This window comes from Actinomyces wuliandei, from assembly GCF_004010955.1.
In the GTDB taxonomy this organism is placed as follows: domain Bacteria; phylum Actinomycetota; class Actinomycetes; order Actinomycetales; family Actinomycetaceae; genus Actinomyces; species Actinomyces wuliandei.
In genome coordinates, this window is the sequence record NZ_CP025227.1 from 778035 (window position 1) to 803707 (window position 25673).

At 71.5% G+C, this 25673-nt stretch carries 21 protein-coding genes, 1 pseudogene and 1 riboswitch; of the genes and pseudogenes, 11 read left to right on the top strand and 11 right to left on the bottom strand.

Going from position 1 to position 25673, the window contains the following annotated elements:
- Positions 1-26 precede the first annotated feature (26 nt).
- Positions 27-115, top strand: a riboswitch (ZMP/ZTP riboswitch).
- A 51-nt stretch (positions 116-166) separates the two neighbouring features.
- From glyA to CWS50_RS03215, 7 genes are all read left to right on the top strand, one after another.
- Entirely contained in the window at positions 167-1564 is a 1398-nt protein-coding gene (gene glyA, locus CWS50_RS03185; RefSeq protein ID WP_127841638.1) for a serine hydroxymethyltransferase, read from the top strand.
- The gene (locus CWS50_RS03190) at positions 1561-2469 is read left to right on the top strand and encodes a bifunctional methylenetetrahydrofolate dehydrogenase/methenyltetrahydrofolate cyclohydrolase (RefSeq protein WP_127841639.1); all 909 of its coding nucleotides are present in this window, start codon (positions 1561-1563) and stop codon (positions 2467-2469) included. Before glyA ends, CWS50_RS03190 begins: the two co-directional genes overlap by 4 nt.
- Positions 2470-2589: 120 nt before the next feature.
- The gene (locus CWS50_RS03195) at positions 2590-3912 is read left to right on the top strand and encodes a sensor histidine kinase (protein WP_127841640.1); all 1323 of its coding nucleotides are present in this window, start codon (positions 2590-2592) and stop codon (positions 3910-3912) included.
- 26 nt (positions 3913-3938) lie between these two features.
- The gene (locus CWS50_RS03200) at positions 3939-4784 is read left to right on the top strand and encodes a response regulator (protein WP_243118435.1); all 846 of its coding nucleotides are present in this window, start codon (positions 3939-3941) and stop codon (positions 4782-4784) included.
- A 145-nt stretch (positions 4785-4929) separates the two neighbouring features.
- Positions 4930-5901 (top strand): ABC transporter ATP-binding protein, encoded by a 972-nt coding sequence (locus CWS50_RS03205; RefSeq protein ID WP_206610458.1) that lies wholly within the window; start codon positions 4930-4932, stop codon positions 5899-5901.
- Positions 5898-6650, top strand: a complete 753-nt coding sequence (locus CWS50_RS03210) for an ABC transporter permease (RefSeq protein ID WP_127841641.1) — start codon at positions 5898-5900, stop codon at positions 6648-6650. Before CWS50_RS03205 ends, CWS50_RS03210 begins: the two co-directional genes overlap by 4 nt.
- A 7-nt stretch (positions 6651-6657) precedes the next feature.
- Positions 6658-7407 (top strand): ABC transporter permease, encoded by a 750-nt coding sequence (locus CWS50_RS03215; protein ID WP_127841642.1) that lies wholly within the window; start codon positions 6658-6660, stop codon positions 7405-7407.
- Positions 7408-7558: 151 nt separating this feature from the next.
- On the opposite strand, the gene CWS50_RS03220 is transcribed toward CWS50_RS03215, so the two are convergent.
- Together CWS50_RS03220 and yccX are read right to left on the bottom strand one after the other, a co-directional pair.
- Complete coding sequence (locus CWS50_RS03220) at positions 7559-7891, bottom strand: hypothetical protein (protein ID WP_127841643.1); 333 nt, start codon at positions 7889-7891, stop codon at positions 7559-7561.
- Positions 7892-7952: 61 nt separating this feature from the next.
- Positions 7953-8261, bottom strand: a complete 309-nt coding sequence (gene yccX / locus CWS50_RS03225) for an acylphosphatase (RefSeq protein WP_127841644.1) — start codon at positions 8259-8261, stop codon at positions 7953-7955.
- Between the two features lie 42 nt (positions 8262-8303).
- Between yccX and CWS50_RS03230 the strand changes: the two genes are divergently transcribed.
- Positions 8304-9245 (top strand): endonuclease/exonuclease/phosphatase family protein, encoded by a 942-nt coding sequence (locus tag CWS50_RS03230; RefSeq protein ID WP_127841645.1) that lies wholly within the window; start codon positions 8304-8306, stop codon positions 9243-9245.
- Positions 9246-9309: 64 nt separating this feature from the next.
- Here CWS50_RS03230 and galK read toward each other — a convergent pair whose 3' ends face one another.
- On the bottom strand, positions 9310-10635 hold the full coding sequence (gene galK / locus CWS50_RS03235) for a galactokinase (protein ID WP_127841646.1): 1326 nt from the start codon (positions 10633-10635) through the stop codon (positions 9310-9312).
- Positions 10636-11004: 369 nt separating this feature from the next.
- Between galK and CWS50_RS03240 the strand changes: the two genes are divergently transcribed.
- The 3 genes from CWS50_RS03240 to CWS50_RS03250 all read left to right on the top strand — a co-directional run bounded on the left by CWS50_RS03240 (position 11005) and on the right by CWS50_RS03250 (position 13953).
- A complete protein-coding gene (locus tag CWS50_RS03240; protein ID WP_127841647.1) occupies positions 11005-11592 on the top strand; it encodes a 2'-5' RNA ligase family protein in 588 nt (195 codons plus the stop codon).
- Between the two features lie 11 nt (positions 11593-11603).
- Positions 11604-12500: a YihY/virulence factor BrkB family protein gene (locus tag CWS50_RS03245; RefSeq protein WP_164860065.1), complete on the top strand. Its 897-nt coding sequence runs from the start codon at positions 11604-11606 to the stop codon at positions 12498-12500.
- A gap of 157 nt (positions 12501-12657) precedes the next feature.
- Positions 12658-13953, top strand: coding sequence for a mannose-1-phosphate guanylyltransferase (locus tag CWS50_RS03250; RefSeq protein ID WP_127843200.1), 1296 nt, complete (start codon positions 12658-12660; stop codon positions 13951-13953).
- 81 nt (positions 13954-14034) lie between these two features.
- Here CWS50_RS03250 and glgB read toward each other — a convergent pair whose 3' ends face one another.
- The 8 genes and pseudogenes from glgB to trpS form a co-directional block, all read right to left on the bottom strand.
- Positions 14035-16266: a 1,4-alpha-glucan branching protein GlgB gene (gene glgB, locus CWS50_RS03255; RefSeq protein ID WP_127841649.1), complete on the bottom strand. Its 2232-nt coding sequence runs from the start codon at positions 16264-16266 to the stop codon at positions 14035-14037.
- A gap of 134 nt (positions 16267-16400) precedes the next feature.
- Positions 16401-18026: a phosphotransferase gene (locus tag CWS50_RS03260; protein ID WP_127841650.1), complete on the bottom strand. Its 1626-nt coding sequence runs from the start codon at positions 18024-18026 to the stop codon at positions 16401-16403.
- Positions 18023-19816 carry a maltose alpha-D-glucosyltransferase gene (gene treS / locus CWS50_RS03265; protein WP_127843201.1) on the bottom strand — a complete coding sequence of 598 codons (1794 nt, stop codon included), beginning with the start codon at positions 19814-19816 and terminating at the stop codon, positions 18023-18025. Before treS ends, CWS50_RS03260 begins: the two co-directional genes overlap by 4 nt.
- 170 nt (positions 19817-19986) lie before the next feature.
- Positions 19987-22092, bottom strand: coding sequence for an alpha-1,4-glucan--maltose-1-phosphate maltosyltransferase (locus CWS50_RS13395; protein WP_243118502.1), 2106 nt, complete (start codon positions 22090-22092; stop codon positions 19987-19989).
- Positions 22093-22692: 600 nt separating this feature from the next.
- Positions 22693-23232: pseudogene (locus CWS50_RS13400) on the bottom strand (polymorphic toxin type 15 domain-containing protein); the annotation flags it as partial.
- Positions 23233-23283: 51 nt separating this feature from the next.
- On the bottom strand, positions 23284-24138 hold the full coding sequence (locus tag CWS50_RS03275; RefSeq protein WP_127841652.1) for a GAD-like domain-containing protein: 855 nt from the start codon (positions 24136-24138) through the stop codon (positions 23284-23286).
- A 3-nt stretch (positions 24139-24141) separates the two neighbouring features.
- A complete protein-coding gene (locus tag CWS50_RS12885; RefSeq protein ID WP_164860066.1) occupies positions 24142-24309 on the bottom strand; it encodes a hypothetical protein in 168 nt (55 codons plus the stop codon).
- Positions 24310-24369: 60 nt separating this feature from the next.
- Positions 24370-25554, bottom strand: a complete 1185-nt coding sequence (gene trpS / locus CWS50_RS03280; protein ID WP_127841653.1) for a tryptophan--tRNA ligase — start codon at positions 25552-25554, stop codon at positions 24370-24372.
- Positions 25555-25673 lie beyond the last annotated feature (119 nt).

The window sequence follows — 25673 nt, forward strand, 5'->3', positions numbered from 1 at the left end:
GGCCCGGCGACCACGATGCGATAGGCTGCGCTCGCCGCGACTGGCGCCGGGTGGAGGACCACCGGGGAGCGGCACGAGGATCGAGACCACGGGGTCGCCCGCCTGGGCCACGGGTCACCCGCTGACGCGTCGGCTGAGCCGCGCGTCCCACCACGGAGGAGACCACATGACCACTGAAGCCCCCGAGGCCCCCCAGGCTCCTGACGCCCCTGACACAGCACCCGACGCCTCTGCGTCCCCAGCGTCCCTCGCCGAGGCCTCTAGCACCCTCAGCCAGTCCCTGGCACAGCTGGACCCGCAGATCGCCGCTACCCTGGCCGGGGAGCTGGACCGCCAGCGCTCCACCCTGGAGATGATCGCCTCGGAGAACTTTGTGCCCCGGGCTGTCCTGGAGTGCCAGGGCTCGGTGCTGACCAACAAGTACGCGGAGGGCTATCCTGGGCGGCGCTACTACGGGGGCTGCGAGGTTGTCGACGTCGCTGAGTCCCTGGCCATCGAGCGGGCTAAGTCCGTCTTTGGTGCGCAGTGGGCCAACGTCCAGCCCCACTCCGGCGCCCAGGCCAACGCCGCCGTCCTGCACGCCCTGGCCGCTCCCGGTGACACTCTCCTGGGACTGTCTCTGGCCCACGGCGGCCACCTCACCCACGGGATGAGGATCAACTTCTCCGGCAAGAACTACCACGCCACCGCCTACGGCGTGGACGAGACCACCCACCGTATCGAGATGGACCAGGTGCGCCAGGCCGCCCTGCGGGAGCGGCCGCGCGTCATCGTCGCCGGGTGGTCGGCCTACCCCCGCCACCTGGACTTCCAGGCCTTCCGTGAGGTTGCTGACGAGGTCGGCGCCGCCCTGTGGGTGGACATGGCCCACTTCGCCGGACTGGTCGCCGCAGGCCTGCACCCCAGCCCCGTGCCGTGGGCCGATGTCGTGTCCACCACCGTCCACAAGACGCTGGGCGGGCCGCGCTCGGGCCTGCTGCTGTCCAGCCGGGCCGAGCAGTGGGGCAAGAAGCTTGACTCGGCGGTCTTCCCCGGGCAGCAGGGCGGGCCGCTCATGCACGTTGTCGCCGCCAAGGCCGTGGCCATGAAGATCGCCGGGACCCAGGAGTTCGCCGAGCGCCAGGCCCGCACCCTCCAGGGCGCCTCGGTCATTGCTGAGCGCCTCCTGGCCGACGACGTCCGCTCCGCCGGCATCACCCTGGTGACCGGGGGCACCGACGTCCACCTGGTCCTGGTGGACCTGCGCGAGTCCAGCCTGGACGGCCAGCAGGCCGAGGACCTCCTGCACGAGGTCGGCATCACCGTCAACCGCAACGCCGTCCCCTTCGACCCCCGGCCCCCGCGCGTGACCTCCGGCCTGCGCATCGGCACCCCCGCCCTGGCCACCAGGGGCTTCGGTGCGGCAGAGTTCACCGAGGTGGCCGACATCATTGCCACCGCCCTGGCGCGCGGCGCGGATGGAAGCGCGGACGAGGACCTGCTGGCCTCCCTGAGGGGGCGCGTCACGGCCCTGACCGACGCCTTCCCCCTCTACGAGGGGCTGCCTGAGGGGCTGGGCCAGTGAGGGCGCCGTGGCAGGGACCGGCACGGGTCCTGGACGGCACGGCGACAGCCGCCCGCATCAAGGCCGAGCTCACCCAGCGGGTTGCGGCCCTGGTGCAGCGTGGGCTCACCCCCGGCCTGGGCACCGTCCTGGTGGGGGAGGACCCGGGCTCGGTGCGCTACGTGGCGGGCAAGCACTCCGACTGCGCGGAGGTGGGGATCACCTCCATCCGGGTGGACCTGCCCGCTACTGCCACCCAGGCTGAGGTGGAGGCTGCCGTGGACCGGCTCAACGCCGACCCCGGCTGCACCGGCTACATCGTCCAGCTCCCCCTGCCCGCAGGGATCGACACCAACGCCGTCCTGGAGCGGGTGGACCCGGGCAAGGACGCCGACGGCCTGCACCCCACCAACCTGGGGCGCCTGGTGCTGCGCGCCTCGGAGCCGGTCACCTCCCCGCTGCCGTGCACGCCCCGGGGCTGCATCGAGCTCATGACCCGCCACGGCATCGACCTGGCGGGACGCAACGTGTGCGTGGTGGGGCGCGGCGTGACCGTGGGGAGGTCCATCGGGCTGCTCCTGGGCCGTAAGGACGTCAACGCCACCGTGGACGTGTGCCACACGGGCACCACGGACCTGGCCGACCACGTGCGCCGGGCCGACGTCGTCATCTCCGCCGCAGGCAGCCCCGGCATCATCACCGCCGACATGGTGGCTCCCGGGGCGGTGGTCCTGGACGTGGGCGTCTCGCGCGTGGTCGACCCGCTCACCGGCAAGGGACGGATCGCGGGCGACGTGGCCGACGGGGTGGATGAGGTGGCCTCCTGGCTGTCCCCCAACCCAGGTGGTGTGGGGCCCATGACCCGCGCCCTGCTGCTGGCCAACGTCGTGGAGGCGGCTGAGCGGGCCGTGGGCGCGGAGGTCTGACAGATCTCGGCTCAGGCCGTGGCGTGCTGAGCCCGTCCTGATGGCGGGCAGGGAGTCAAGGGGCAGTGTGGACGCCTCGGCTGGGTGTGCGCTGCACGGTGCGCGGGCTAGGCTGACAGCGTGGAGCCGGACCAGCCACCCAGGGATCTTGGGCTGAGAGGCGGTGCCGTTGACGTGGCTGCCGCTGCCCTCGGGGTCGTCCTGTGCGTGCTCCTGGGGCTGGCGGGCCAGCCTGACTGGGCGTGGTCGGCCGCGATGGCTGCCACGCTGGGTCTGCGGCGTACTGCACCAGTCGCCTGTGCCGCTGTGGCGACGGTGGTCTCGGTCGCGCACCTGCTGGCTGAGGCGGCACCCCTGTTCCCGGGTGACCTTGTCCTGCTCGCAGCCGCGTACTCGGTGGCCGCCTACGCTGACGGGCGGCGGCGTCGCGTGGCGCCGGTGATGGGGCTGGTCGTCGTCGGCGTGCTGGCTGCCAGCCTGCCTGCTCGCGGGGTCGCGCCCGCGGAGGGGGCGCTGGCTGTCGGCCTCGTGGGCGCCAGCCTCGTGGTGGCGTGGGTGGTGGGACTCCTCCGGCGCCGCACGCTCCAGGCGCTGCATGACGCTGAGCACCGCCGCCTACTGTCCGAGCGCAACGCGCAGGCCCGCTCCCAGCTGGCAGCCTATGAGGAGCGGGAGCGGATCAACGACGAGATGCACGACGTGCTCGCGCACACGCTGACCAGTGTCGTGGTCCAGGCCGAGAGCGGCCGGGCCATTGCCGCCAGCGGGGAGGTCGCCGACCTGTTCGAGACGATATCGCGTACCGGCAGGTCGGCACTTGGTGAGGTGCGGGTGCTGCTGGCTCCCTCGGACCAGGAGGGTGCCCACCCTGCTCTTCTTGGTCTCGCCCCCGGCCTCGACGACCTTGACGACCTGCTCGCCGGGGTCGAGGCCTCGGGACAGCGCGTGGAGCGCCGTACCACCGGGACGCCCGTCGGGCTGGACCCCGGGCTGTCGGCGGCGGTCTACCGGGTGGTCCAGGAGTCGCTGACCAACGCGCAGCGGCACGGCACGGGAGACACCGTGAGGCTGACCCTGGACTGGGCGCCCGACCAGCTCAGGGTCACGGTCTCCAACGCCGTCGATGAGCCCGCCGATCCAGGAGCGGCTGACGCGTCGCTCCGCGAGCACCGTGGGCTCGCGGGGATCAGGCGCCGCTGCCGCCTCTACGGCGGGAGCCTTCACTACGGCTTTCACCACGGTACCCGCAACGATCCTCACGGTGATCCTCACGGTCACCACCGCACCGATCCCAGCCACCACGACGCCAGCCAATACGACTACCGCGACAGCCACGGCCCGGCAGACACCTTTACCCTGGTGGCTACCTGGCCACTGACGGTAGCGGCGGAGACTGCGACGGGAGTGTCGGGAGTATCGACAGACGCCCCCCGGGGGCAGTGAGCGACGGCGAGAGACGGTGAGTGGTGGTGACTGAGCCCGAGCAGGCAGGACGCACGATCTCTGTGCTCGTCGTGGACGACCAGTCCCTGGTCCGTGACGGGATCAGCCGCATCGTCAGGGCCCAGCCCGACATGTCCGCCGTGGGCAGCGCCAGCAACGGGGAGCAGGCTGTTGAGCGTGTGCGTGAGCTGCGGCCCGACGTGGTCCTCATGGACGTGCGCATGCCCGGCCTGGACGGGGTGGAAGCCACGCGCAGGATCACCGCCGAGCAGGCCGACTCCGCTCCCCGGGTCCTGGGCCTGACCTCCTACGACAATGACGCCTACGCGATCGGCATGCTCAGGGCCGGGGCGGTCGGGTTCATCCTCAAGGACAGCACGGCGGTCCAGCTTGCCGACGCGATCCGGGCCGCCCACGGCGGCACGTTCACCGCCGCCATGAGCACCACCCAGCGGCTGCTGCGGCGAGTCACCGAGGACCCGGAGGCACCGGGGGAGGCAGGCCGCCTGGGGGCTCCAGGAGCCTCACCGGGCACGCCCGCCCTGGAGGCCCTGGGCGCCCTGACCGCTCGCGAGCGTGACATCCTTGCCCGCGTGGTCGCGGGGCGCTCGAACCCCGAGATCGCCCGCGAGCTGTACGTCGCGGAGGTCACCGTCAAGACCCACGTGGGGCACGTGCTGACAAAGCTGGGCGTCCGCGACCGGGTCCAGCTCGTCATCTGGGCCTACCGTCACGGGCTGGCTGACTTCGTGACCGCAGCCGCGACTGGTGTGACGGCTGAGGACACTGCCTCCGGTGCCCCGGGTGCTGCTGTCCCCGGTGCTGCTGACGCGCCCGGCACCCCTCCTGGCATGGCTGACTCCGTGGGCTGAGACGGTGGTATGAGGCCGCCCTCCTGCGACGGTAGGGCATGCTGGCTCCCGGGTTTCCCACGGCGGGACGATGTGCCTGCCGTCCTGGTCCTGCAAGGATGACGAGTATGCGTACGGATCAGAAGACGACCGGGGGGCTCGTGCTATGAGCGCGACCAGCACGGTAGGCGCGGCCGCTGCAGCTGCAGCGACGGGAGGCGACGGCGTGGGCAGCCTGGTGGGCACAGCCGTCGCCACGCACGGGCTGACCAAGCGGTTCGGGGATCGTGCCGCTGTCGAGGCCCTGGATCTGAGGGTCCCTCAGGGTGCCCTCTACGGGTTCCTGGGACCCAACGGGTCCGGGAAGTCGACGACGATGAAGATGCTCCTGGGGCTGACCCGACCCAGCGCCGGAGAGATCGAGGTGCTCGGCCGCCGTCTGACCCCGGCGTCGCGAGGAGACCTCCTGCCGATGGTCGGGTCCATGATCGAGGCTCCCCCCGGCTACGGGCACCTCACCGGCTGGGAGAACATGACGATCGTGCGCGACATGCTCGGGCTGTCCGACTCCCAGCTTGACCGGGCTCTGGCCACGGTGCGCCTGCGCGACCACAGGGACACGCTGGTGCGCCACTACTCCATGGGTATGAAGCAGCGCCTGGGCATCGCCATGGCCCTGGCCCGCCAGCCCTCCCTGCTGATCCTGGACGAGCCCACCAACGGGCTGGACCCGGCCGGGATCGAGGAGGTCCGCAGCCTCCTCGTGGAGCTGGCCCGCAACGGGGTCACGGTCATGGTCTCCAGCCACCTCCTTGACGAGATCGACAGGATGGCCACGGTCCTGGGCATCCTCTCCTCCGGGCGGCTCATCTTCCAGGGGACCCGCGAGGAGCTCTTTAAGCGTTCCGTCCCGGACCTGGTCATCGAGACACCCCAGCCGGACCGTGCGCGAACCCTCATCACAGGGGCTGTCCCTGGTCAGGGCGGCGTCACCGTCAGCGGGCTCGACAAGGAGCAGACCGCCGCCCTGGTCAGGCGCCTGGTCGCCGCCGACATCGACGTCTATGGGGTGCGCCGGGTGCAGCAGAGCCTGGAGGACGTCTTCATGGACCTGACCGGTCGAGGCGGACTGCTATGAGACGCAGCATCGTGCTGGAGCTGCGCAAGACACGGCGCCTGCGGACACGCCCCCTGCTGGCCAGCCTGGTCGCTGCCGTGGCCGCGCTCAGCTGCCTGTCCCTGTTCGCCAGCAGCACCCGGGAGTCCCTCGACGACCCGCAGGCCAGCCCCTGGGCGGCCCTCCTGCTGACCTACACGTTCATGGCCGCGATGACCTCTCCGCTCCTGACAGCGGTCCTCGCCAGCCGCCAGACCGACATCGAGCACTCCGGGCAGGGGTGGGTGCTTGCTGCCACCGCAGGCCACAGCCCCGGCAGGCTGTGCCGCGCCAAGCTCGCGACGCTGGCGCTCCTCCTCCTGCCCGCAGTCGCGGCGCAGTCAGGCCTTGTCGTCGCTGCCGGCGTGCTCGCTGGCATCCGGGTTCCTCTCGACACCGGCTCCTGGGTGGGCTACACGGTGCTGCTGTACCTTCTTGACGTCGCCTTCTGCGCCCTCCACATCTGGCTCGCGGCACGGGTGGACAACCAGCTCGTCAGCGTGGGGGTGGGCACGCTCGGCTCCTTCCTGGCCGTGTTCAGCCTCCTCATGCCCTCTGGGCTCAGCAGGCTGGTCCCGTGGGGCTACTACGCCATCATCTCCCACGCCGGGCAGGAGGGAGACCGCGTCTCCTACGTGAGCGCGCCCTACGGGTGGGTCGCGGGCTTCCTCCTCCTGGTCGCCGTGGTCTTCACCCTGGTGACCCGGCGTCTGGACCGGGTGGAAAGGTAGGGTGCCCGTGCTGCGCGCAGAGCTCACCAAGCTCAGGCGGTCCAGCACCTGGGTCGTCGCGATCGTCCTGCCCGTCCTGGCAGTCGTCACCGGCACGCTCAACGTCGTGCGCAACGAGGACGCCCTCGGCTCCGGGTGGGTCCCGCTGACCTCCCAGGTCGTGCTCTTCTACAGCTTCCTCTTCTACTCCATGGGCATCAGCCTGCTCACCGCGACCGTGTGGCGCACGGAGCACCAGGGAACCAACTGGAACCTGCTCCTGACCTCCACAGCGGCCCCGCTGCGGCTGGTGGCGGCCAAGACGGCCTCGGTGCTCCTCCTGGTCGCGTTCATGCAGCTTGTGCTGGTGGCTGGTACCGCAGTGGCAGGGACACGTGTCCTCCGCATAGACCAGCCGTTCCCGTGGCAGCTCGCCCTGGTAGGACTGATCTCCCTGGTGGCGGCCCTTCCCCTGGTCGTCCTCCAGTCGCTGCTGTCGGCGCTCCTGAGGTCCTTCGCCGCCCCCGTGGCGCTGTGCCTCCTGGGCTGCGTGGTCGGCATCGCCTCCGTGACCTCCACAGCACTGCGCCCGGTCAGCTACGTGCTGCCCCAGGCCATCGCGACCCGGGCACTCAACCTGGGCTCCTCCGCCGCGCTGGCCGACTCCGGGGGCATCGTCGTCTCCGACGTGGCGCCACTGCTGGCGTCCAGCCTGGTGATCGCCGTCCTGCTCGCCTGGCTGGCAGCGGTGCTCATCCAGGCGGTGAGGCTGCGCTGAGCGCTGAGCCAGGGACGGGGCAGGTGCGGGGCGAGTCCAGGTGAGCTTGTTGGGGCAGTCCGCGAGGCGAGCCGCCTCCCCGGCTAGGCTGCCGGGGCTGTCTGCTGGCTTGCCCGGCGGGTGCTTTCTGGTGGGCGGTCAGCCCGGGTGCTCACAGCCGCGTCTCGTCCTCCTCCTGCGCCCGGCGCGCTCCCGCCAGGCGCAGCGCGCCGCGGCCCGCGACACCCGCTCCCGCCAGGCACAAGGGCATGGAGGCCAGCCACATGAGGGTGGAGGCCGGTGGTGAGGCCGTGAGCTGGGCCAGGACCGGCAGGCAGGCAGCCAGCACCATGAGGGCCAGCGCCCAGCGCAGCGCCCTGCGCGCACTCAGCGTCCCCGGGGCCTGCGGGCGGCTTCCCGTACCCCTCAGGCCTGTTGTCGAGGTCGTCAGGTCTGTCGGCCCTGTCGGCTCCGTCGTGCCTGCCGTACCTGGCGCGTCCGTCATGCCTGTGCCGTCCTGTGTGACTGTCCTGCGTCGCTGCTCTGTGTGCCGTGCCTGGCCCGGGTCAGCCGGTGACCTCGAAGCGGCGGCTGGTCAGGCTCCCCGCCCTGAGGTCGGTGAGCGCCACCCGTTCCACGCGGGCCCAGCGCGGCCCCTTGTAGAGCCAGGCGACCAGCCGGGCGACGTCGTCGGCTGACCCCTGGGCCAGGACCTCGACGTCGCCGTCGGGCAGGTTGCGGACCTGGCCCACCAGGCCCAGGGCCTGGGCCTCGGCGGCACAGTGGTAGCGGAAGCCCACACCCTGGACCACACCGGTGACCAGGGCGTGGACAGTGCGGGTCCGTGGGTGGGAGGGGCTGGTCGTGGCGGCCATGTGCCCATGGTGTCAGCCTCCTGGGCTGTAGGCTAGGCAGCCATGCGTATCGCCACAGTCAACGTCAACGGCATCCGGGCCGCCGCCCGCAAGGGCATGGGGGACTGGCTGGCTGCCTGCGCCCCCGACGTCCTGCTGCTGCAGGAGGTCCGCGCCGACGAGCACATCGCCGCCGACCTCCTGCCCGGCTACGACGTGTCCACCTGGCCCTGCCGCATCAAGGGGCGCGCGGGCGTGTCCGTGGCGGTGCGGCAGGACGGCCCGGCCGTGGTCAGTGCCGTGCGCCAGGGCGTGGCCGTGCCAGGAACGCCTGAGCCCGACGTGGACTCCGGGCGCTGGCTGGAGGTGGACCTCCAGGTGGGTGGGGACGTCGAGCCCGGTGAGGTAGCCGGTGACGAGGGCGGTGACGGTACTGACGACTCCGGCAGCGTGTCCACGGGGTCTGCTGCGGGGGCCGCCAGCCTGACAGTGGTTACAGTGGTCTCCGCCTACCTCCACTCCGGCCAGCTGGGCACGGAGAAGATGGACCAGAAGTACGCCCACCTGGCCCTGGTGGGGCGGCGCCTGGCCGCGCTGCTGGAGGCAAGCCGCCAGGGCGGGCCGCAGGCGCTGGTCGCGGGGGACTTCAACGTGGTCCGCTCTGAGCGCGACATCAAGAACTGGAGACCCAACCACAACAAGATCGCCGGGGTCATGGACGAGGAGATCGCCCACCTGGAGGGGTGGTTCTCCTCCGGCTGGGTGGACGTCTCCCGCGCCCTGGCCGGGGCCGAGACCCAGGGTCCTTACACCTGGTGGTCGCAGAGGGGCAAGGCCTTCGACAACGACGCCGGGTGGAGGATCGACTACCAGGCCGCCACCCCGGGGCTGGCCGAGCGCGCGCGATCCTTCACGGTTGACCGTGCCGTGGACTACGCCTCCCGCTGGTCCGACCACGCCCCGCTGGTGGTTGACTACGCCGACGGCGCTGGCTGCGCTGATTAAGCCGACGGCGCTGCCGCAGCTCCTGCGGCTGGCTGGCCCCGACGCAGACCCTGCTGGTCCTGGCTCAGGCCAGGCGGCCTGCGGGCGCTGAGGGGACGGCGTCGAGGAAGGCGGGCGGGGTGAACCCCTCCCGGGCGTAGGCGTCGGTGACGGCGGCCGCGACGTCGTGGACACGCGCGGCGTCCACCAGGGCGATCGCGGAGCCGCCAAAGCCGCCCCCGGTCATGCGGGCGCCGTGGGCTCCAGCGGAGCGGGCCGCCTCCACGGCTGTGTCCAGCTCGGGGCAGGTGCACTCGTAGTCCACGCGCAGGGACTCGTGGGAGGCGTCCATGAGGGCGCCAGCGGCGGCGAGCTTGTCACCTGCCAGGGGGCGGCCGTCCCGCAGGAGCCCCACCAGCTGGTGGGTCCGGTCGATCTCGGTGACCACGTGCCTGGTACGACGTACCAGCACGTCGGGCTCCAGCGCCTCGGCCCCGGCCGTGCTCGTGGAGCCCTGGGAGCCAGAGGCTGCTGCCCGCAGGCGCTCCAACGCCTCGTCAAGGTCCTGCACGGCGACGTCGGCCAGCAGCTCGACGCCCAGGAGGCTGGCCGCCTGCTCGCAGGCGGTGCGGCGCTGGCCGTACTGGCCGTCAACCAGGGAGTGCTTCGCCTTGGTGTCGATGACCAGCAGCGCCAGGTCCTGGGCGGCAAGGTCGAAGGGCACGTGGGTGACTGACCCGTCCCGGCAGTCCAGCTCCAGGGCGTGACCGGACAGGCAGCGTAGGGAGGCGGACTGGTCCATGCCCCCGGTCGGCGCGCCGGCCATCTCGTTCTCGGTGCGCACGCACACCTGGACCAGCCGGGCACGCCCGGCGTCGTCAGGGGAGTCGGCGCTGCCCGCCAGCCCCAGGCCCGCCACCTCGTCGATGGCGACAGCCGCTGAGCACTCCAGGGCCGCTGAGGAGGACAGGCCCCCACCCAGGGGCACGCAGGACACCAGGGCCGCGTCAAACCCCGGCAGGCCCGCGAAGCCCTCACGTTCCAACGCCCAGGCGACACCAGCGATGTAGGCGGCCCACTGGCGGACCTCTCCCGGCGTCCCCTTGGGGCCGATCGTGTCCAGGTCCATGATGTCGACCTGCTGCCTGGTCTGCGGGGAGACCAGGCGGACCGTGCGGTCCTGGCGCCTGCGCAGCGCCAGGTGGGCGCGGTGAGGCAGGGCGACGGGCAGGGCCAGGCCGCCGTTGTAGTCGGTGTGCTCACCGATGATGTTGACACGCCCCGGGGCGTACCACACGCCGTCGGGCTCGCTGCCGAAGGTCTCACGGAACAGGGTGGTAGCAGCACCGACACCCTCCTGAGGCGACATGGCGGGGGCGAACAGAGGCTGGGGAGGCTGCTGGGTGCTCATCGGAGGTCTCCTGGTCAGGTCGTGGAAGTCAGTGGCAGGTGGAGCGGAAACGACGGGGTGGGCTGTGGTCCGTGCAGCGGCTGGCAGCGGCAGCTGGTACCACGGGCGGCACGGCTACCACGTCCTCGTGGGTCGTCGGGGCCGTCGATCCGGGTGGCACAGCGCGCACGGCGGTATTCTGCCAGAGTCTGCCGAGGTGTCTGCGCTAGGGGCTCTGCCAGGAGCCGGGCGTGGCTGGCCCCTGTTGGAACTGCCGTCCCGGCTCGCGGTAGTGTGGGACCTGCAGGGCGCCGCCACACGGCTGCGGCAGGAGCAGACCTGTCCTCGCGGTCTCGCGGGCGGGTCCGGACAGGAAGGAGGTTGGCGGCCATGTACGTTCCCGTGACGGGTACCAACCAGTGCGTCATCGGTGTGGTGCTTGCCCTGCCAGACGCGGGGGCGGAGCGGGTGCGTACCGTGCGCGCCATGGCGGGCGACCCCCTGGCCCGGGTGGTGCCCCCCCACATCACGCTCCTGCCTCCCACTGCGGTGGACACCGACGCCCTGGCAGCGGTGGCAGACCACCTGCGGCGGGTGGCGTCCCAGACCGCCCCCTTTGAGGTCAGCCTGCGGGGGGTGGGCACCTTCCGGCCGGTCTCCCCGGTGGTCTACCTCGGCCTGCACAGCGGGGCCGCAGAGTGTGACGTCCTCCAGGTACGTGTGCGTGACGAGGCCGGCCCCCTGGCGCGGCCGCTGAGCTTCCCCTTCCACCCGCACGTCACCCTGGCCCAGGGGCTGGACGACGCCAGCCTGGACCTGGCGGCCACCGCAGGCGCCGAGCTGGAGATCTCCTTCGAGGCAGCCAGCCTGGACCTCTGCCGCCTGTCCCCGCAGGGGCTGTGGGAGGAGGTCGGGTCCTTCTCCTTCGGGACCTCCACCGACCTGTCCCCCCTCCCACAGTTCCACCGGCACGCCTGAGAGGCTGGACTGTGCTGGGACGAGTAGGACAGCTGGTGGGACGCCTGCGGCGCTCGCGGGCGGGACGTGCCCTGGAGCGCTACCAGGAGGCGCACGGGAACCTCATCGCCGGGGGGATCGCCTACACCGGCCTGTTCTCAGTCTTCGCCGCCCTGGCGATCGGGGTGAGCGCCCTCATGGCGTTCGTCGGCAGCCACGACTCCGTGCGTCGGTCCGTCGTGACCACTATTGACTCTCTGCTTCCCGGGGTCGTGGACACCGGTAGCGGCGGCCTGGTCACCGTTGACCAGCTGGTGCTGGACTCGGCCCTCACCGTGGGGTCGGTCCTGGCCGTCGCAGCCCTGATGTTCTCGGCGATGAGTCTCATGGGGGCTATTCGGACGGGACTGCGAGCCGTGTTCACGCTGACGGACCAGTCCACAGGGCTGGTACGCACCCAGCTGATGAACCTGGTCGGTTTTGTCATCATCGTGGTGGGGGTCCTGGTGACTGCTGTCGCCTCGGTGCTCACCAGGCTCCTGTCGGGGGAGGCTGGGCAGGCCCTGGGGCTCTCAGGTGCGCTGACCAGCACCGGCTCCAGGGTGGCGGTCCTGGTGGTGTCCTTCGTCATTGACTCCGGCATCCTGGCTCTCATGGTGAGAGTGAGCGGTGCGCGGCCACCTCGGCGTGACCTGCTGTGGGGCAGCGCGCTGGGAGCGCTGGCCCTCGGGGTGCTGCGTGAGTTAGGGACCGACGTGGTGGGCTCCTCGGCGAGCAACCCCCTGCTGGCCTCCGTCGCTGCTGTCGCAGTGCTCCTGCTGTGGCTGAACCTGGCGGCCCGCGTGGTGCTGCTGACGGCGGCCTGGATGGCAGAGGCCCGCCCGGGACCTGGCGGCGGATCTCCAGCCTCCTCACCAGACCTGGGCTGACTGGTTCACGAGGTTGGGGTACGTCTTGCGCGCCCCCGGTACTCAGCAGACGTACCCTGACCTCGCGGCCGACCTCCCGTCGTGCCTGTGTGCCCGCCTGGCACGCTGCGGTACAGCGCCGGGGTAGCCTTCCGGGGTGAGTGACGTGAGGACTGAGATGACCGGGAAGCCGGGGCAGCCGGGGAGGGTGGCGCAGGCCGCAGGCGCAGCAGGACCTGCGCGCAGGTCGGCACAGCGGCACGCTGAGTCGGCGGGGAGCAGGCAGATCCACGTGATCATCCCGGCCGGAGGGGCTGGGACCCGGCTGTGGCCTCTGAGCCGCCGCCGCCGTCCCAAGTTCCTCCTCGACCTCACCGGTAGCGGACGCAGCCTGCTCCAGGCCACGGTCGCCCGCCTGGCGCCGGTGGCGGCCACGACGACAGTGGTCACCGGAGCCACCCACCTGGACGCCGTGGCTGACCAGCTTCCCGGTCTCCCGTCTGACAACCTTATTGCCGAGCCCTCACCGCGTGACTCCATGGCCGCCATCGGCCTGGCCGCAGCCGTCATCGCCCACCGGTACGGCCGTGAGGCGGTCGTGGGCTCCTTTGCCGCCGACCACGTCATCACTGACGAGGCTGCCTTTACCGATGCCGTCACCCAGGCGGCTGTCCTGGCGGAGGCGGGCTGGGTGACGACCATTGGTGTCGAGGCCACCGGGCCCTCCACCGCCTTTGGCTACATCCGTGCCGGCCGACGCCTCGGGGTGCCAGGAGCCCCCCAGGGCTACCAGGTCCTGGGCTTCACCGAGAAACCGGATGCGGCCACCGCGCAGGCCTACCTGGATGCCGGTGGATACCAGTGGAACGCGGGCATGTTCGTGGCCCGGGCCGGGGTGCTGCTGGACCACCTCGCAGCCCAGCGCCCGGACCTGGCAGCGGGGATCGAGGAGGTGGCCCAGGCCTGGGACACCCCCAGGAGGCGCAGCGTCCTCGCACAGGTGTGGCCGGGCCTGGAGCGGATCGCCATCGACCACGCCATTGCCGAGCCGGTGGCCTCCCAGGGGGGAGTAGCCATGGTCCCGGCTTCCATGGGGTGGGACGACGTCGGTGGCTATGACAGCCTCGCCCAGCTGGTGCCAACCCGCACGGCGGGACCTGCCGCAGGAGCCGCTGTCCTGGACCCCGTCCTGGCGGCCCAGGACAGTAGGGCTGCGCAGGGCGGGAGCGAGACTGAGGAGAATACCGAGGAGAATGAGGGCGAGGAGGTTGAGGAGGAGGAGATCGAGGTGCTCTCCTCCCCGGGGGCGCTCGTGGCCGCAGCAGGTGACAGGAAGGTGGTGCTGCTGGGCGTGCCCGGGGTCGTCGTGGTTGACACCCCGGACGCGCTCCTGGTGACGACTCCGGAGCACGCGCAGGAGGTCAAAGGTGTTGTTGACCGGCTGGCCGACCACGGGCGGGATGAGCTGCTCTGATCTGCTCTGACGGGCCGCCCCGGAGCCCCTAGAGCGCCACCGGGGCCGGAGCGCACGCCCCGGCCCCGGGAGGCCCGCCCCTCAGTCCTGTGAGGGACGCAGGAAGATGGCGCCCAGCGGGGGCACGCGCAGACGCACGGAGGCGGGACGCCCGTTCCAGGGCAGCTCCTCGGCCTCGACATGACCGAGGTTGTCCACGCCGGAGCCCCCGTACTGCGGGGAATCGGTGTTGAGGACCTCGTCCCAACCACCGGCGAAGGGCAGCCCCACCCGGTAGCCCTCGTGCGGGGTGCCGGCGAAGTTGACCACGCACACCATGAGGTCCGCCCGGCCCTCGGCGTCGGTGCCCTTACGCAGGTAGGACAGGACGTTGTGGTCGCCGTCCCCGGCCTCGATCCACTCGAAGCCCCGGTGGGAGAAGTCCTCGGTCCACAGGGCGGGGGAGGCCTTGTAGAGGGCGTTGAGGTCGGTGACGAGCCGCAGCAGGCCCTGGTGGCCGGGGTCGTCCAGGATCCACCAGTCCAGGGAGCTGTCCGCGTTCCACTCCGCGCCCTGGCCGAACTCCTGGCCCATGAAGAGCAGCTGCTTGCCTGGGTGGGACCACTGGTAGGCGTACAGGGCGCGCAGGCCGGCCAGCTCCTGCCAGGCGTCGCCGGGCATCTTGGACAGCAGGGAGCCCTTGCCGTGGACGACCTCGTCGTGGCTCAGCGGCAGGATGAACTGCTCGGAGAAGGCGTAGACCAGGGAGAAGGTCAGCTCACCGTGGTGGTAGCGGCGGTTGACCGGGTCCTCTGCCAGGTAGCGCAGGGTGTCGTTCATCCACCCCATGTTCCACTTCAGGCCGAAGCCCAGGCCGCCGTACTCTGTGGGGGCGGTGACCCCCGGCCAGGCGGTGGACTCCTCGGCCGCCATGAGGACACCCGGGCACTTGCGGTAGGCGGTGGCGGTGGCCTCCTGGAGGAAGCTGATGGCCTCCAGGTTCTCCCGCCCGCCGAACTGGTTGGGGTGCCACTGGCCGTCCTCGCGGGAGTAGTCCAGGTAGAGCATGGAGGCCACCGCGTCCACGCGCAGGCCGTCGATGTGGAAGTCCTGGAGCCAGTACAGGGCGTTGGCCACCAGGAAGTTGCGCACCTCGTTGCGGCCGAAGTTGAACACGTAGGTGCCCCAGTCGGGGTGCTCACCGCGCTGGGGGTCGGGGTCCTCGTACAGGGCGGTGCCGTCGAAGCGCGCCAGCGCCCACTCGTCCTTGGGGAAGTGGGCGGGGACCCAGTCCAGGATGACACCGATACCCGCCTGGTGGAGCTGGTCCACCAGGTACCTGAAGTCGTCCGGGGTCCCGAAGCGGGCGGTGGGGGCGTAGTAGCCGGTGACCTGGTAGCCCCAGGACCCTCCGAAGGGGTGCTCGGCCACGGGCATGAGCTCGACGTGGGTGAAGCCTGCCTCCTTGACGTAGGGGACGAGCTCCTCGGCCAGCCCCCGGTAGCCCAGGCCCTGCCTCCACGAGCCGACGTGGACCTCGTAGATGCTCATGGGCTGGTTGTGGGGGTTGGTCTCTGCCCTCCTGGCCATCCACTCCTGGTCGCCCCACTCGTGGAAGCGGTCGGTGACCACGCTGGCCGTGGCCGGGGGGACCTCGGAGGCGCGGGCCAGGGGGTCGGCCTTCTGGTGCCAGGAGCCGTCGGCGAAGCAGATCTCGTACTTGTAGCGGGCGCCCACCCCCACCCCGGGGACAAACAGCTCCCACACCCCGGAGGAGCCCAGGGAGCGCATGGCGGTGGCGGTGCCATCCCAGTAGTTGAAGTCGCCCACCACGCGCACGGCCCGGGCGTTGGGCGCCCACACCGCGAAGGCGGTGCCGTCCACGTCCCCCAGCGAGCCGGGGAAGTGCTTGACGTGGGAGCCCAGCACCTCCCACAGCTCCTCGTGGCGCCCCTCGGAGATGAGGTAGGTGTCCATCTCGCCCAGGGTGGGCAGGAAGCGGTAGGGGTCGTCCACGGTGATGGTCTCGTCCCCGTAGGTGACCTTGATGCGGTAGTCAGGGACCTCCTGGCCGGGCAGGACCGCGACCCACACGCCGTCCTGCTCGTGGGTGGCGGGGTAGGCGCCCTCCGCAGTGACCACGACGACGGCGTCAGCCAGGTGGCGCACGGTACGCACCGTCACCCCGTGGTCGCCCACGTGGGCGCCGAGGACCTCGTGCGGGTTGTGGTAGCGGGCGTAGGCCACGTCGGCCAGCACCCAGGGGTCCACAGGGACGGGCCTGGGCGGCGCGGCGTTGTCGGGGGCGGGCTCTGGTGCGGTCGCATCGGTCATGAGTCAACTATTCCATGGGTCGAGGGCTGGTGGGAGCGTTTGGGCTGCCGAGTCAGTACCTGAGCCGACAGCCCAGCCAGCGGGCAGGGTCAGCGGCCCGGCCACGGGCGCCGTCAGCTGCGCCGCTGGCCGCGTCAGCGGGCCGCAGCACCTGGGGCACCTGGCGCAGCACGGGTCTCCAGCAGGGAGGCGATGGCGTCCAGGGGGATGCTCAGCCAGTCAGGACGGTTGCGGGCCTCGTAGACGGCCTCGTACAGCGCCTTGTCCAGCTCGAGGCAGGCCAGCAGCACCTCGGAGGCGGCCTGGTCCAGCGCGGCTGGTCCGTGCCCGCAGCGGGCACGGCTGTGGTAGCCGTCAGTGAAGGCGCGGCGCACTGCGGGCAGCCAGCCCGGGTGCGCGGCCCCACCCACCGCCGCAGCGTAGTCGAAGGAGCGCAGCATGCCCGCCACGTCGCGCAGAGGCTGGTCGGGACGAGTACGCTCCGCCAGCGGGCGCAGGGGCTCTCCCTCGAAGTCCAGGACGTACCAGCGCTGCTGCCCGCCGGTCTCGTGGAGGACCTGGCCCAGGTGGTAGTCGCCGTGGACCCGTGAGGACGGGGCCAGGGCGTCCAGCGCCTCCAGGTGGGTGAGGAAGTCTCTGACCTGGTCTGCAGCACCAGGTATCCTCCGGGAGACCTCAGGGACCTCGGCCAGCGCCCACCCGGCGCGCAGCCTCAGGGCGTCGGCCAGCTCGCGGGGCGGGGGCGGCGCGCTGGCTCCCAGGGCGGAGACCAGGTGGTCGTGCATCTGCGCGGTCGTGTCCCCCAGGGAGGAGGCCAGGGACAGCGCCCTCTCGCGGACCGGCCCGTCGGCGTCGTCGGAGGAGGCCAGCGCGCAGAACAGCTCGAAGCCGTCCTCGGCCTCGGGCACGAAGACGCAGGCCACGGCCGAGTCAGTGGATGCTGAAGAGGCTGTAGGTGCTGCTGAGGCTGTGGGGGGCGTGGACGCCGTGTCGGGTCCGGGCTCTGGCCGGGCAGGGGTCCAGGTGGCCACGGACCAGGCCACGGGTCTGCGGACCCGGTCCCAGCCGTCGCGGGCCAGGGCCACGGAGACCTCCACGTCCGGGTTGCGCCCCTCGTCCAGGACCCGGATGAGCTTGACGACGAGGTCCGGGACGCAGGCGTCCTCAGGACCGCCTGGCTGCTGGCCGGGAGCGGGGGCCGGCAGCACCACCGAGCTGTTCGACTGCTGGGAGGTGGACACCCGCAGCCGGTGGGCGCGCTGGAGGATCGCCTTGGCCCCGTCCTCCTCCAGGACCGTGCCCGCCTCCAGGGCCTGCCGGGCCCAGGCCCGCCAGAAGTCCGGGTGGTGGGTGCCGTCGACGAGAGCCACCGTCCCGGCAGGCCCCTCCAGGACGAGGCCGTGGCTGCCCGGGGGCTCGTCGGCGACCGCGAAGGAGTCCAGGGCACCGGGTTCCTCCAGGACCACGGGCACGTGCAGCACCACTTCTCCACGCTGTCCACGGCGGGCAGCGTCTGCCCCGTCGGTGTCTGCCCCGTCCTGCCCGGCTGCCCGCCCCTCCGCCGCGACTGGCCGTACGCCTCGGGGGACGGCGACAAGCAGGTCGCGCACTGTCGGGGCCATGTCCTGGCAGCCGACCAGCCTCAGTGCCTGCGGCCCGGACCCGCCTGCGCCCTTGAGCGGGAACCACCGGCGGGCGGGCAGCCAGGCCCCCAGCGCCTCCAGCAGCGCCTTGTCCTGCGGCCAGGCCCTGGGTCTCACGGCGCCTCCCCGGCGGGCTGCGAGGGCGTACCCGGGACCGTGGCCCCCACAGTCTCGCCCGCGTCCGCTCCCGAGACGGCCTCCGGGGCTGTCACGGACAGCCAGTAGTAGCCACGGGCCCCCAGTGTCAGGGTAAGCACACCGGACTCGTCGAACCGGGGGAAGGCGGTGCCCCCAAAGACGTCGGTGGTGCTCATCCCAGCCAGGTCTGGGGCCTGGACCCTGACCGAGCGCGGCACGGAGGACAGGTTCGTCACGCACAGGAGCGTCTCCCCGCCCGGTCCCGCCTCGGAGCGGGTGTGGGCCAGGACCGCCTCGTCACTGGTGGGACGCAGACGGAAGTCGCCTCGTCCCAGTGCCGGGTGCTGGCGCCTCAGGTGCAGCAGGCGGCGCATGAAGTGCAGCAGGGAGTCGGGCCGGGCCATCTCGGTGGCTACCGTCAGGTGGGAGTAGCCCGGGGTCTGGATGAGGGGCAGGGTGAGGGAGCCCGGGTCCACCGCAGTGGAGAAGCCCATGTTGGGCGAGTCGTCCCACTGCATGGGGGTGCGCACGGCGTCGCGGTCCTCCAGCCAGATGTTCTCTCCCATGCCGATCTCGTCACCGTAGTAGAGGCAGGGGCTTCCCGGCAGGGACAGCAGCAGCGCGTTGGCCAGCTCGATCTCCGCGCGGGAGGCGTCCAGCAGCGGCGCCAGGCGGCGGCGTATCCCGATGTTGGCCCGCATACGCTCGTCGGGGGCGTACCAGGCGTACATCTGGGCCCGCTCGGCGTCGGTGACCATCTCCAGGGTCAGCTCGTCGTGGTTGCGCAGGAAGGTGCCCCACTGGCCGTGGGCCGGGATCTGCGGGGTCTGCTCCAGCACCCAGCGGACGGCTGTGGCCGACTCCTGGCGCAGGGCGTAGTAGATCCGGGGCATCACCGGGAAGTGGAAGCACATGGTGCACTCCGGCGCCTCCTCGGTGCCGAAGTAGTCCACGACGTCGTGTGGCCACTGGTTGGCCTCCGCGATCGTGATGACGCCGGGGAACTCCCGGTCCAGCATAGCCCGGATCCCGGCGACGACGGCGTGGGTACCTGGCAGGTTCTCGCAGCTGGTCCCCTCCTCCTCAGTGAGGTAGGGGACCGCGTCCAGGCGGAAGCCGTCCACGCCGGTGCGCGCCCAGAACCGGATGACGTCGTGGACGGCCTCCACCACCGCCGGGTTGTCGTAGTTGAGGTCGGGCTGGTGGGAGAAGAACCGGTGCCAGTAGAACTGGCCGCGCTCGACGTCGTAGGCCCAGTTGGACTCCTCGGTGTCCACAAAGATGATCCGTGTGTCCGGGTAGCCGGAGTCGTCGTCGCGCCACACGTAGAAGTCTCCGTAGGGGCCCTCGGGGTCCGAGCGGGAGGCCTGGAACCACGGGTGGGTGTCCGAGGTGTGGTTGAGGACCATGTCAATGACCACCCGGATGCCCCGCTGGTGGGCCTGGTGGACCATCTCGCGGAAGTCCTCCATTGTCCCGTAGCGGGGGTCCACGGCAGTGTAGTCGGAGACGTCGTAGCCCCCGTCGCGCATGGGGGAGGGGTAGAACGGCGGGATCCAGATGCAGTCCACCCCCAGCCAGGCCAGGTAGTCCAGGCGGGAGATGAGGCCGATCAGGTCGCCCGTGCCGTCACCGTCGGAGTCGGCGAAGGAACGCAGCAGCGCCTCGTAGAACACGGCGGTGCGGAACCACTCCGGGTCCGCGCTGATGCCAGGACGGTCCTGGTGGGGCAGCACGGGGATGCCGGGGACCGGTGGTGCCACTGTCATCGGGACGGCACTGCCTGCGGCGAGAGGCGCAGCGGCGGTGGTGACGGGAGGACCAGCCGGAGCGGCAGCGTCCGAGGCCGGGACGGGTGTCCCGGCTGCTGGTGCCACTAACCCCGGTGCCGCCAGCAGCCCTGCCGTAGGCACCTCGCCAGCACCGGGAAAGGCCTCGCTCACAGTGCCTCCACCGCGAACACGTGGGCAGCCTGTCCGACGAAGGGGTCCAGACGCACGTAGTTCTGGCCGGACCACTCGTAGGACCCCTCATCCAGGAGGTCGGTGACACGGACCACCGGGCGGGAGCCGTCGGTCCCGGCGGGCAGCCCCAGGGCCTCCAGGTTGAGGAAGACCTCCCCGGCCCGGGCACTGTGCGGGTCCAGGTTGACCACGGTGAGCACCGTGTCGTCGTGCCCGGTCGGGCTGTGGGCGGCGTCCACCCGCTTGGAGTAGGCGATGATGTGGTCGTCGCTGGTGGGGTGGAACCACACCTCACGTAGCTGTCGCAGCGCCGGGTGGGTGGCCCGGGCGGCGTTGAGGCGCGTGAGCAGCTCCTCAATGCCGTTGGAGCGGGCGGCAGCGAAGTCACGGGGCTTGTACTCGTACTTCTCGTTGTCGATCTGCTCCTCGTAGCCGGGGCGAGGCACCGACTCGGCCAGCTCGTAGCCGGAGTAGATGCCCCAGGTGGGCGACAGCGTGGCCGCCAGGACGGCGCGCAGCCGGAAGGCGGGCACCTTCCCGGCCGTCATGAAGGGGGTCAGGATGTCGTGGGTGGTAGGCCAGAAGGTCGGGCGCAGCACGTGGGCGGTCTCCTGGCTCAGCTCCACCACGTAGTCGGTCAGCTCCTCCTTGGTGTTGCGCCAGGCGAAGTAGGTGTAGGACTGGTGGAACCCGATCTTGCCCAGGGTGCGCATCATGGCCGGGCGGGTGAAGGCCTCAGCCAGGAACAGGACGTCAGGGGACTCGGCCCGCACCTGGGCGATGAGGCGCTGCCAGAAGGGCAGAGGCTTGGTGTGCGGGTTGTCCACCCGGAAGATCGTCACCCCGTGGCGGACCCAGGTGCGCACCACCTCCAGGATGGCCTGGTAGATGCCCTCCGGGTCGTTGTCGAAGTTGAGAGGGTAGATGTCCTGGTACTTCTTGGGGGGGTTCTCCGCGTAGGCGATGGAGCCGTCGGCCAGGACGGTGAACCACTCGGGGTGCTCAGCCACCCACGGGTGGTCCGGGGAGCACTGGAGGGCCAGGTCCAGGGCCACCTCCATGCCGAGCTGGCGGGCGCGCTCCACCAGGGCGTCAAAGTCGTCGAAGGTACCCAGGTCGGGGTGGATGACGTCGTGGCCGCCCTCGGGCGAGCCGATTCCGTAGGGGGAGCCCGGGTCGCCGGGCCGGGCCGTGAGGGTGTTGTTGCGACCCTTGCGGTTGGTAGTGCCGATCGGGGAGACCGGGGTGAGGTAGAGGACGTCGAAGCCCATGGCGGCGATGCGGTCCAGGTGCTCGGCGGCGGTACGCAGGGTGCCGGAGTGCCAGTTGCCGTGCTCGTCGGCGCCCGAGCCCAGGGAGCGGGGGAAGATCTCGTACCAGGAGCCGGCCAGGGCGCGGGTGCGGTCCACCTGCAGGGGGTAGGACGCCGAGGGGGAGACAAGGTCGCGCAGGGGCAGACGCTCCAGCGCGGTGGCCACCTCCTGGGAGACACCTGCTGCGAGCCGGGCCTCGGCACTCTGGGAGTTGTCACGCAGCGCGGTGGCGGCCCGGGTCAGCACCTCGGTGTCCTCGGGAGCGCGCCCGGGGACCTGGGCGGCGCGCTCCATGACGCGCGCTCCCTCCTCCAGCATGAGCTCGACGTCGACCCCGGCGGGCACCTTGATGGAGGCGTCGTGTGCCCACGTGCCGTAGGGGTCGGACCACCCCTCCACCCGGAAGCGCCAGTCACCGGGGGAGTCCGGGGCCAGCCGGGCCTCGTAGCGGTCCAGGCCCACGGCGACCTCGTGCATGCGTGCGCTGGGCCCGTCGGTGCCGTCAGGGCGGACCAGCACGGCAGTGGCGCCGAAGTGGTCGTGGCCCTCGCGGAAGACCGTGGCGCGCACTGGAATCACCTCGCCAACCACGGCCTTGGCGGGCCAGCGGCCGTCCTCCACCACGGGAAAGACCTCGGTGACCGGGATGCGGCCGACAGGAGCGAAGGGAGCGGGCTGGGGCACCGCCTCTACCGGGTAGGACCAGGCTGCTGAGGAGCCGACAGGAGCGGCCTCCTCTGACGGGGTCGGCAGGGACGGGGAGGTCATCGGTGCGGCCGTGCTCGGCGTCGTGTGCTCAGTCACAGGGACAGGGTACCTGGCCGCTGCGATACCGGGGGACCGACGGCGGGACGCAGTGTGTGGTCCGGGCCTCGGCCTGCCGCCCGGGCGGGTGGGAACCTGGTCGGTCCCGCCTGTCCAGCTTCTGGGTGTTTCCGCTTTGCGACCTTCGGGTACGTGCTGCGACGCCCCGGTGCTCTCCTGCCGTACCCGAGCCTCGCACACCGTCCCGGGGAAGGCTCGAGCAGGCCACCAGGCTCCGGGCAGGCGGGAGCGGCGGACGGGAAGGTCGGCTCCCGTGGGGGCGTCGGTGGGCTGCTGCACGTCATCCCAGGGGTGGGTGGTGGGTGTGGTGATGCCCAGTATCCTGCGGATGTCTGCTGCGGTGGTGGGGGTGCTGTCTGGTGGGGGTGGGCGTGGTGCGGTGGGCGGGTCCACGGCCGCGCGGGCGGGTGCGGGCTGGTCGCGGTCGGGGCGGGGTGCTGGTGGGAGCAGCGCGGGAGGCGGCTGGCGGGCGCGCAGGCGCCTGACGCTGCGGCGCCGGGCGGTCAGCACGACCTCGAAGCCCAGCGGCAGGTGGCCCCGCCCCGCGGCGACCTGGCGCCGGGCGGCGGCGTCGACCACCACCGCGTTGGGGAGGTTCTGCGCCCCCAGGGAGGAGTTGACCCCCCGGTCACCGGGCACCGGCGCGCCCGAGGCGTCCCGGGCCGGCTCGGGGCCACCACCCAGGACCTGGTCAGGGTTGTGCAGGACGGCCACCTGCCGCATCGCCTCACCCGCCCAGGCACGCGCCTGGGCACGAGACATGTCGAGATGGTCCTTACCATACTCAGTTAGCCTGTTTGTGAGGTTCCTGCGTGCGCGTCGGGTGGCCTCGGCGCCCTGCCTGCCCTCCCGCTGGAACAGGTCGCGGGCGGCCAGGTAGTCCTGGGCCGGCACCTGGGACAGGACCTGGTACTGGCCGTGGAGCTGGAGCTCGAACTCCGCCCCCCCTGGCCCGCAGGCCGGGGCTGCGTCCGCTGTGGTAGACGGTGCGCACCACGCCCCGCCCGTCACCGGCCCGGCAGGGCGGGTACTCCCGGGCCACCGCCCCGGGCTCCTCCGCGCCCAGCGCGTGGCGGAAGCCATGCCCCTCCGGCAGGGCCGCAGGGCCGGAGCCCGCGCCGCCGTCCGGGCTGGTCACGGCCCGTCCGCCTGCCCGGGGGAGGTGGTGGGGTCGGCGCCGATGAGCGGGGCGACCTGGCCCCAGGCCGCGCCCACCGGGTCGCTCACGACTACCTCGCCCTGCTGGGCCTGCACGACCAGGTAGGCGTGGGCGTCGACCACGCGCAGGTTGTCCACGCTGACCCGCCCGCCCAGCACCGGCGCGACGATGAACCCGTAGACCTGGTCAGCGCCCACCGGCCCCAGCCGCTCCAGCGCCAGCGGCCCCAGAGGACGCCCCGACTCATCCTCAGGCTCCTCAACACTGCGGTCCGCTGCGCCGGTGAAAAGTGTCCGTCCTTGTCGTTGGCGGACTGCTGGGTGGGCGAAGGAGCGCACGGCCAGCCGGTCGACAATGACCTCACCGTAGGTGGGGTCGACCTCCAGGCTGTCCCCGCTGTTCTCACCCCACAGGAACAGGTTGCCCATGGCCGAGCGCGCCAGGCAGTGGAAGGTGTCCGAGAACGGCAGCCGGTCGCGCACCGGGTCCAGCCACTCACTGACCACCGGCTCCCACTCCACCGGGTCAGTGACCCAGAACAGGCCCCGCCCAAACCCCTCGAGCCCGAACCGGCGCCACACCCGCAGCACCGAGCGCGGCAGCACCCGCCCGAACCGCTCAAAGCGCTCCCCCGGCACCGGGGAACCCACACCCATCGGCGCCAGCCCCGTCCCCGACACCGGGTCAATCAGGTCCCGGTCAACCACCTCATCCGTCAGCGCGTCCTGCTCGGCCGGGTCAGAAGGCTCCCGCGCCGACCCAGGGCCCCACAGCCCCCCACCAGCACCACCCACCCCAGAACCAGAAGCCTGGACGCCGTCACTCACCATCAGCTACCACCAGCTCCTCACCGAGGTGTCCTGAGCCTGGCCGACGGGGGCGACCCGCCACCGTGCCTGCCCGAAGCCGCCCATGCTCGCGTCCGCCCACACCGGGACGGCGCGCGGCCGTGCCTCACGCCACCGCGCCTTGTCTACGCGCATGGGACCACCGTAACTCATGCCGCGATGGTAACGGAACAGTGTCGTCGTATCACGTAGCAGCCTGCCGGTCCCCGTCCCTCAGTAGCTCATGCCCATGGCGGTGCGCACGGCCTCCAGGGTCTCCTCCGCCACGGCGCGGGCGCGCTCGTTGCCGTCGTGGAGCACCTGGAGCAGGTAGCCCTCGTCCGTCTCCAGCTCACACCGACGGGCCCTGACCGGGGCGAGGAACTCGTTGACCGCCTCGGTGGTGATCCTCTTGAGCGTCCCGGCGCCGCCGTCGCCGATGCGCTCGGCGATCTCCTCGGGCGTCCCCGCTCCGCACAGCGAGGCCAGCCTCAGCAGGTTGGAGACTTCTGGCCGCCCCACCGGGTCATAGGTGATGACCCGCTCGGAGTCCGTCCTGGCCTTCCTCAGCAGCCTGGCGGTCTCGTCGGCGCTCATCCGCAGCTCAATGGTGTTGTGGCGCGACTTGCTCATCTTCTCCCCGTCCAGTCCCAGCAGCAGCGGGGCCTCGCTGAGCAGGGCCTCGGGGCGGCGGAAGACAGGGTGGTCCTGGACTGCGCGCCCGTAGCGCCTGTCGAAGCGCTGGGCGATGAGCCTGGCCTGCTCCAGGTGGGGCAGCTGGTCCTTGCCCACGGGGACAAGGTTGGCCTGGCAGAAGAGGATGTCGGCCGCCTGGTGGACCGGGTAGGTCAGCAGCAGGCCGCTCATGGCGCGGCCCTCGGTTGCCTCCAGCTCGGCCTTGACCGTGGGGTTGCGGTGGAGCTCGGACTCGGTGACCAGGGACAGGAAGGGCAGCATGAGCTGGTTGGCGGCCGGGACCGCCGAGTGGGTGAAGACGGTGGAGCGCTGCGGGTCCACGCCCACAGCCAGGGTGTCGGCCACCAGGGACAGGACGCGCTCACGCACCGGTCCCACGGCGTCGCGGTCGGTGATGACCTGGTAGTCGGCCACCAGGATCCAGGTCTCCACGCCCGTGTCCTGGATGGTCCGCCACGAGCTCATGGTCCCGAAGTAGTGCCCCAGGTGCATGTTGCCCGTAGGGCGCACCCCGGTGAGCATCCGGTACCGGTCGGGGTGGACCGCCAGGTCCGCCTCGATCTCGGCTGAGCGGGCGACGGAGCGGGCCAGGGAGGCCTCGTTGGTCGACGCGGCCAAGGTGTCCTCGGCCGAGCTGGCCAAGGAGGAGGCGGGAGCCTCCGGGACGGCCTGCGCGACGTCCTTGAGAGTGTCCGAGGGGTCCCTCGGGGTCGGCTGAGTCATGGGGGCCATCCTAGGGGTGCTTCCCTGTGAGGTTGTGTCCGTGTTGTGCGGGGTCGGTGGGTGCCTGGTGCTCTGGAAGTGCCCGGCGCCGTGTGTGTGCTGTCATATCTCCTGGGAGG

Bases quoted from the DNA above. Each gene is read 5' to 3' on its own strand.
- CWS50_RS03210 (WP_127841641.1), top strand. From the start codon at position 5,898: ATGAGACGCAGCATCGTGCTGGAGCTGCGCAAGACACGGCGCCTGCGG.
- CWS50_RS13395 (WP_243118502.1), bottom strand. From the start codon at position 22,092: ATGACCTCCCCGTCCCTGCCGACCCCGTCAGAGGAGGCCGCTCCTGTC.
- CWS50_RS03250 (WP_127843200.1), top strand. From the start codon at position 12,658: ATGACCGGGAAGCCGGGGCAGCCGGGGAGGGTGGCGCAGGCCGCAGGC.
- CWS50_RS03230 (WP_127841645.1), top strand. From the start codon at position 8,304: ATGCGTATCGCCACAGTCAACGTCAACGGCATCCGGGCCGCCGCCCGC.
- CWS50_RS03275 (WP_127841652.1), bottom strand. From the start codon at position 24,138: ATGGTGAGTGACGGCGTCCAGGCTTCTGGTTCTGGGGTGGGTGGTGCT.
- trpS (WP_127841653.1), bottom strand. From the start codon at position 25,554: ATGACTCAGCCGACCCCGAGGGACCCCTCGGACACTCTCAAGGACGTC.
- CWS50_RS03205 (WP_206610458.1), top strand. From the start codon at position 4,930: ATGAGCGCGACCAGCACGGTAGGCGCGGCCGCTGCAGCTGCAGCGACG.
- glgB (WP_127841649.1), bottom strand. From the start codon at position 16,266: ATGACCGATGCGACCGCACCAGAGCCCGCCCCCGACAACGCCGCGCCG.
- glyA (WP_127841638.1), top strand. From the start codon at position 167: ATGACCACTGAAGCCCCCGAGGCCCCCCAGGCTCCTGACGCCCCTGAC.
- CWS50_RS03240 (WP_127841647.1), top strand. From the start codon at position 11,005: ATGTACGTTCCCGTGACGGGTACCAACCAGTGCGTCATCGGTGTGGTG.
- yccX (WP_127841644.1), bottom strand. From the start codon at position 8,261: ATGGCCGCCACGACCAGCCCCTCCCACCCACGGACCCGCACTGTCCAC.
- galK (WP_127841646.1), bottom strand. From the start codon at position 10,635: ATGAGCACCCAGCAGCCTCCCCAGCCTCTGTTCGCCCCCGCCATGTCG.
- CWS50_RS03220 (WP_127841643.1), bottom strand. From the start codon at position 7,891: ATGACGGACGCGCCAGGTACGGCAGGCACGACGGAGCCGACAGGGCCG.
- CWS50_RS12885 (WP_164860066.1), bottom strand. From the start codon at position 24,309: ATGAGTTACGGTGGTCCCATGCGCGTAGACAAGGCGCGGTGGCGTGAG.
- treS (WP_127843201.1), bottom strand. From the start codon at position 19,816: ATGACAGTGGCACCACCGGTCCCCGGCATCCCCGTGCTGCCCCACCAG.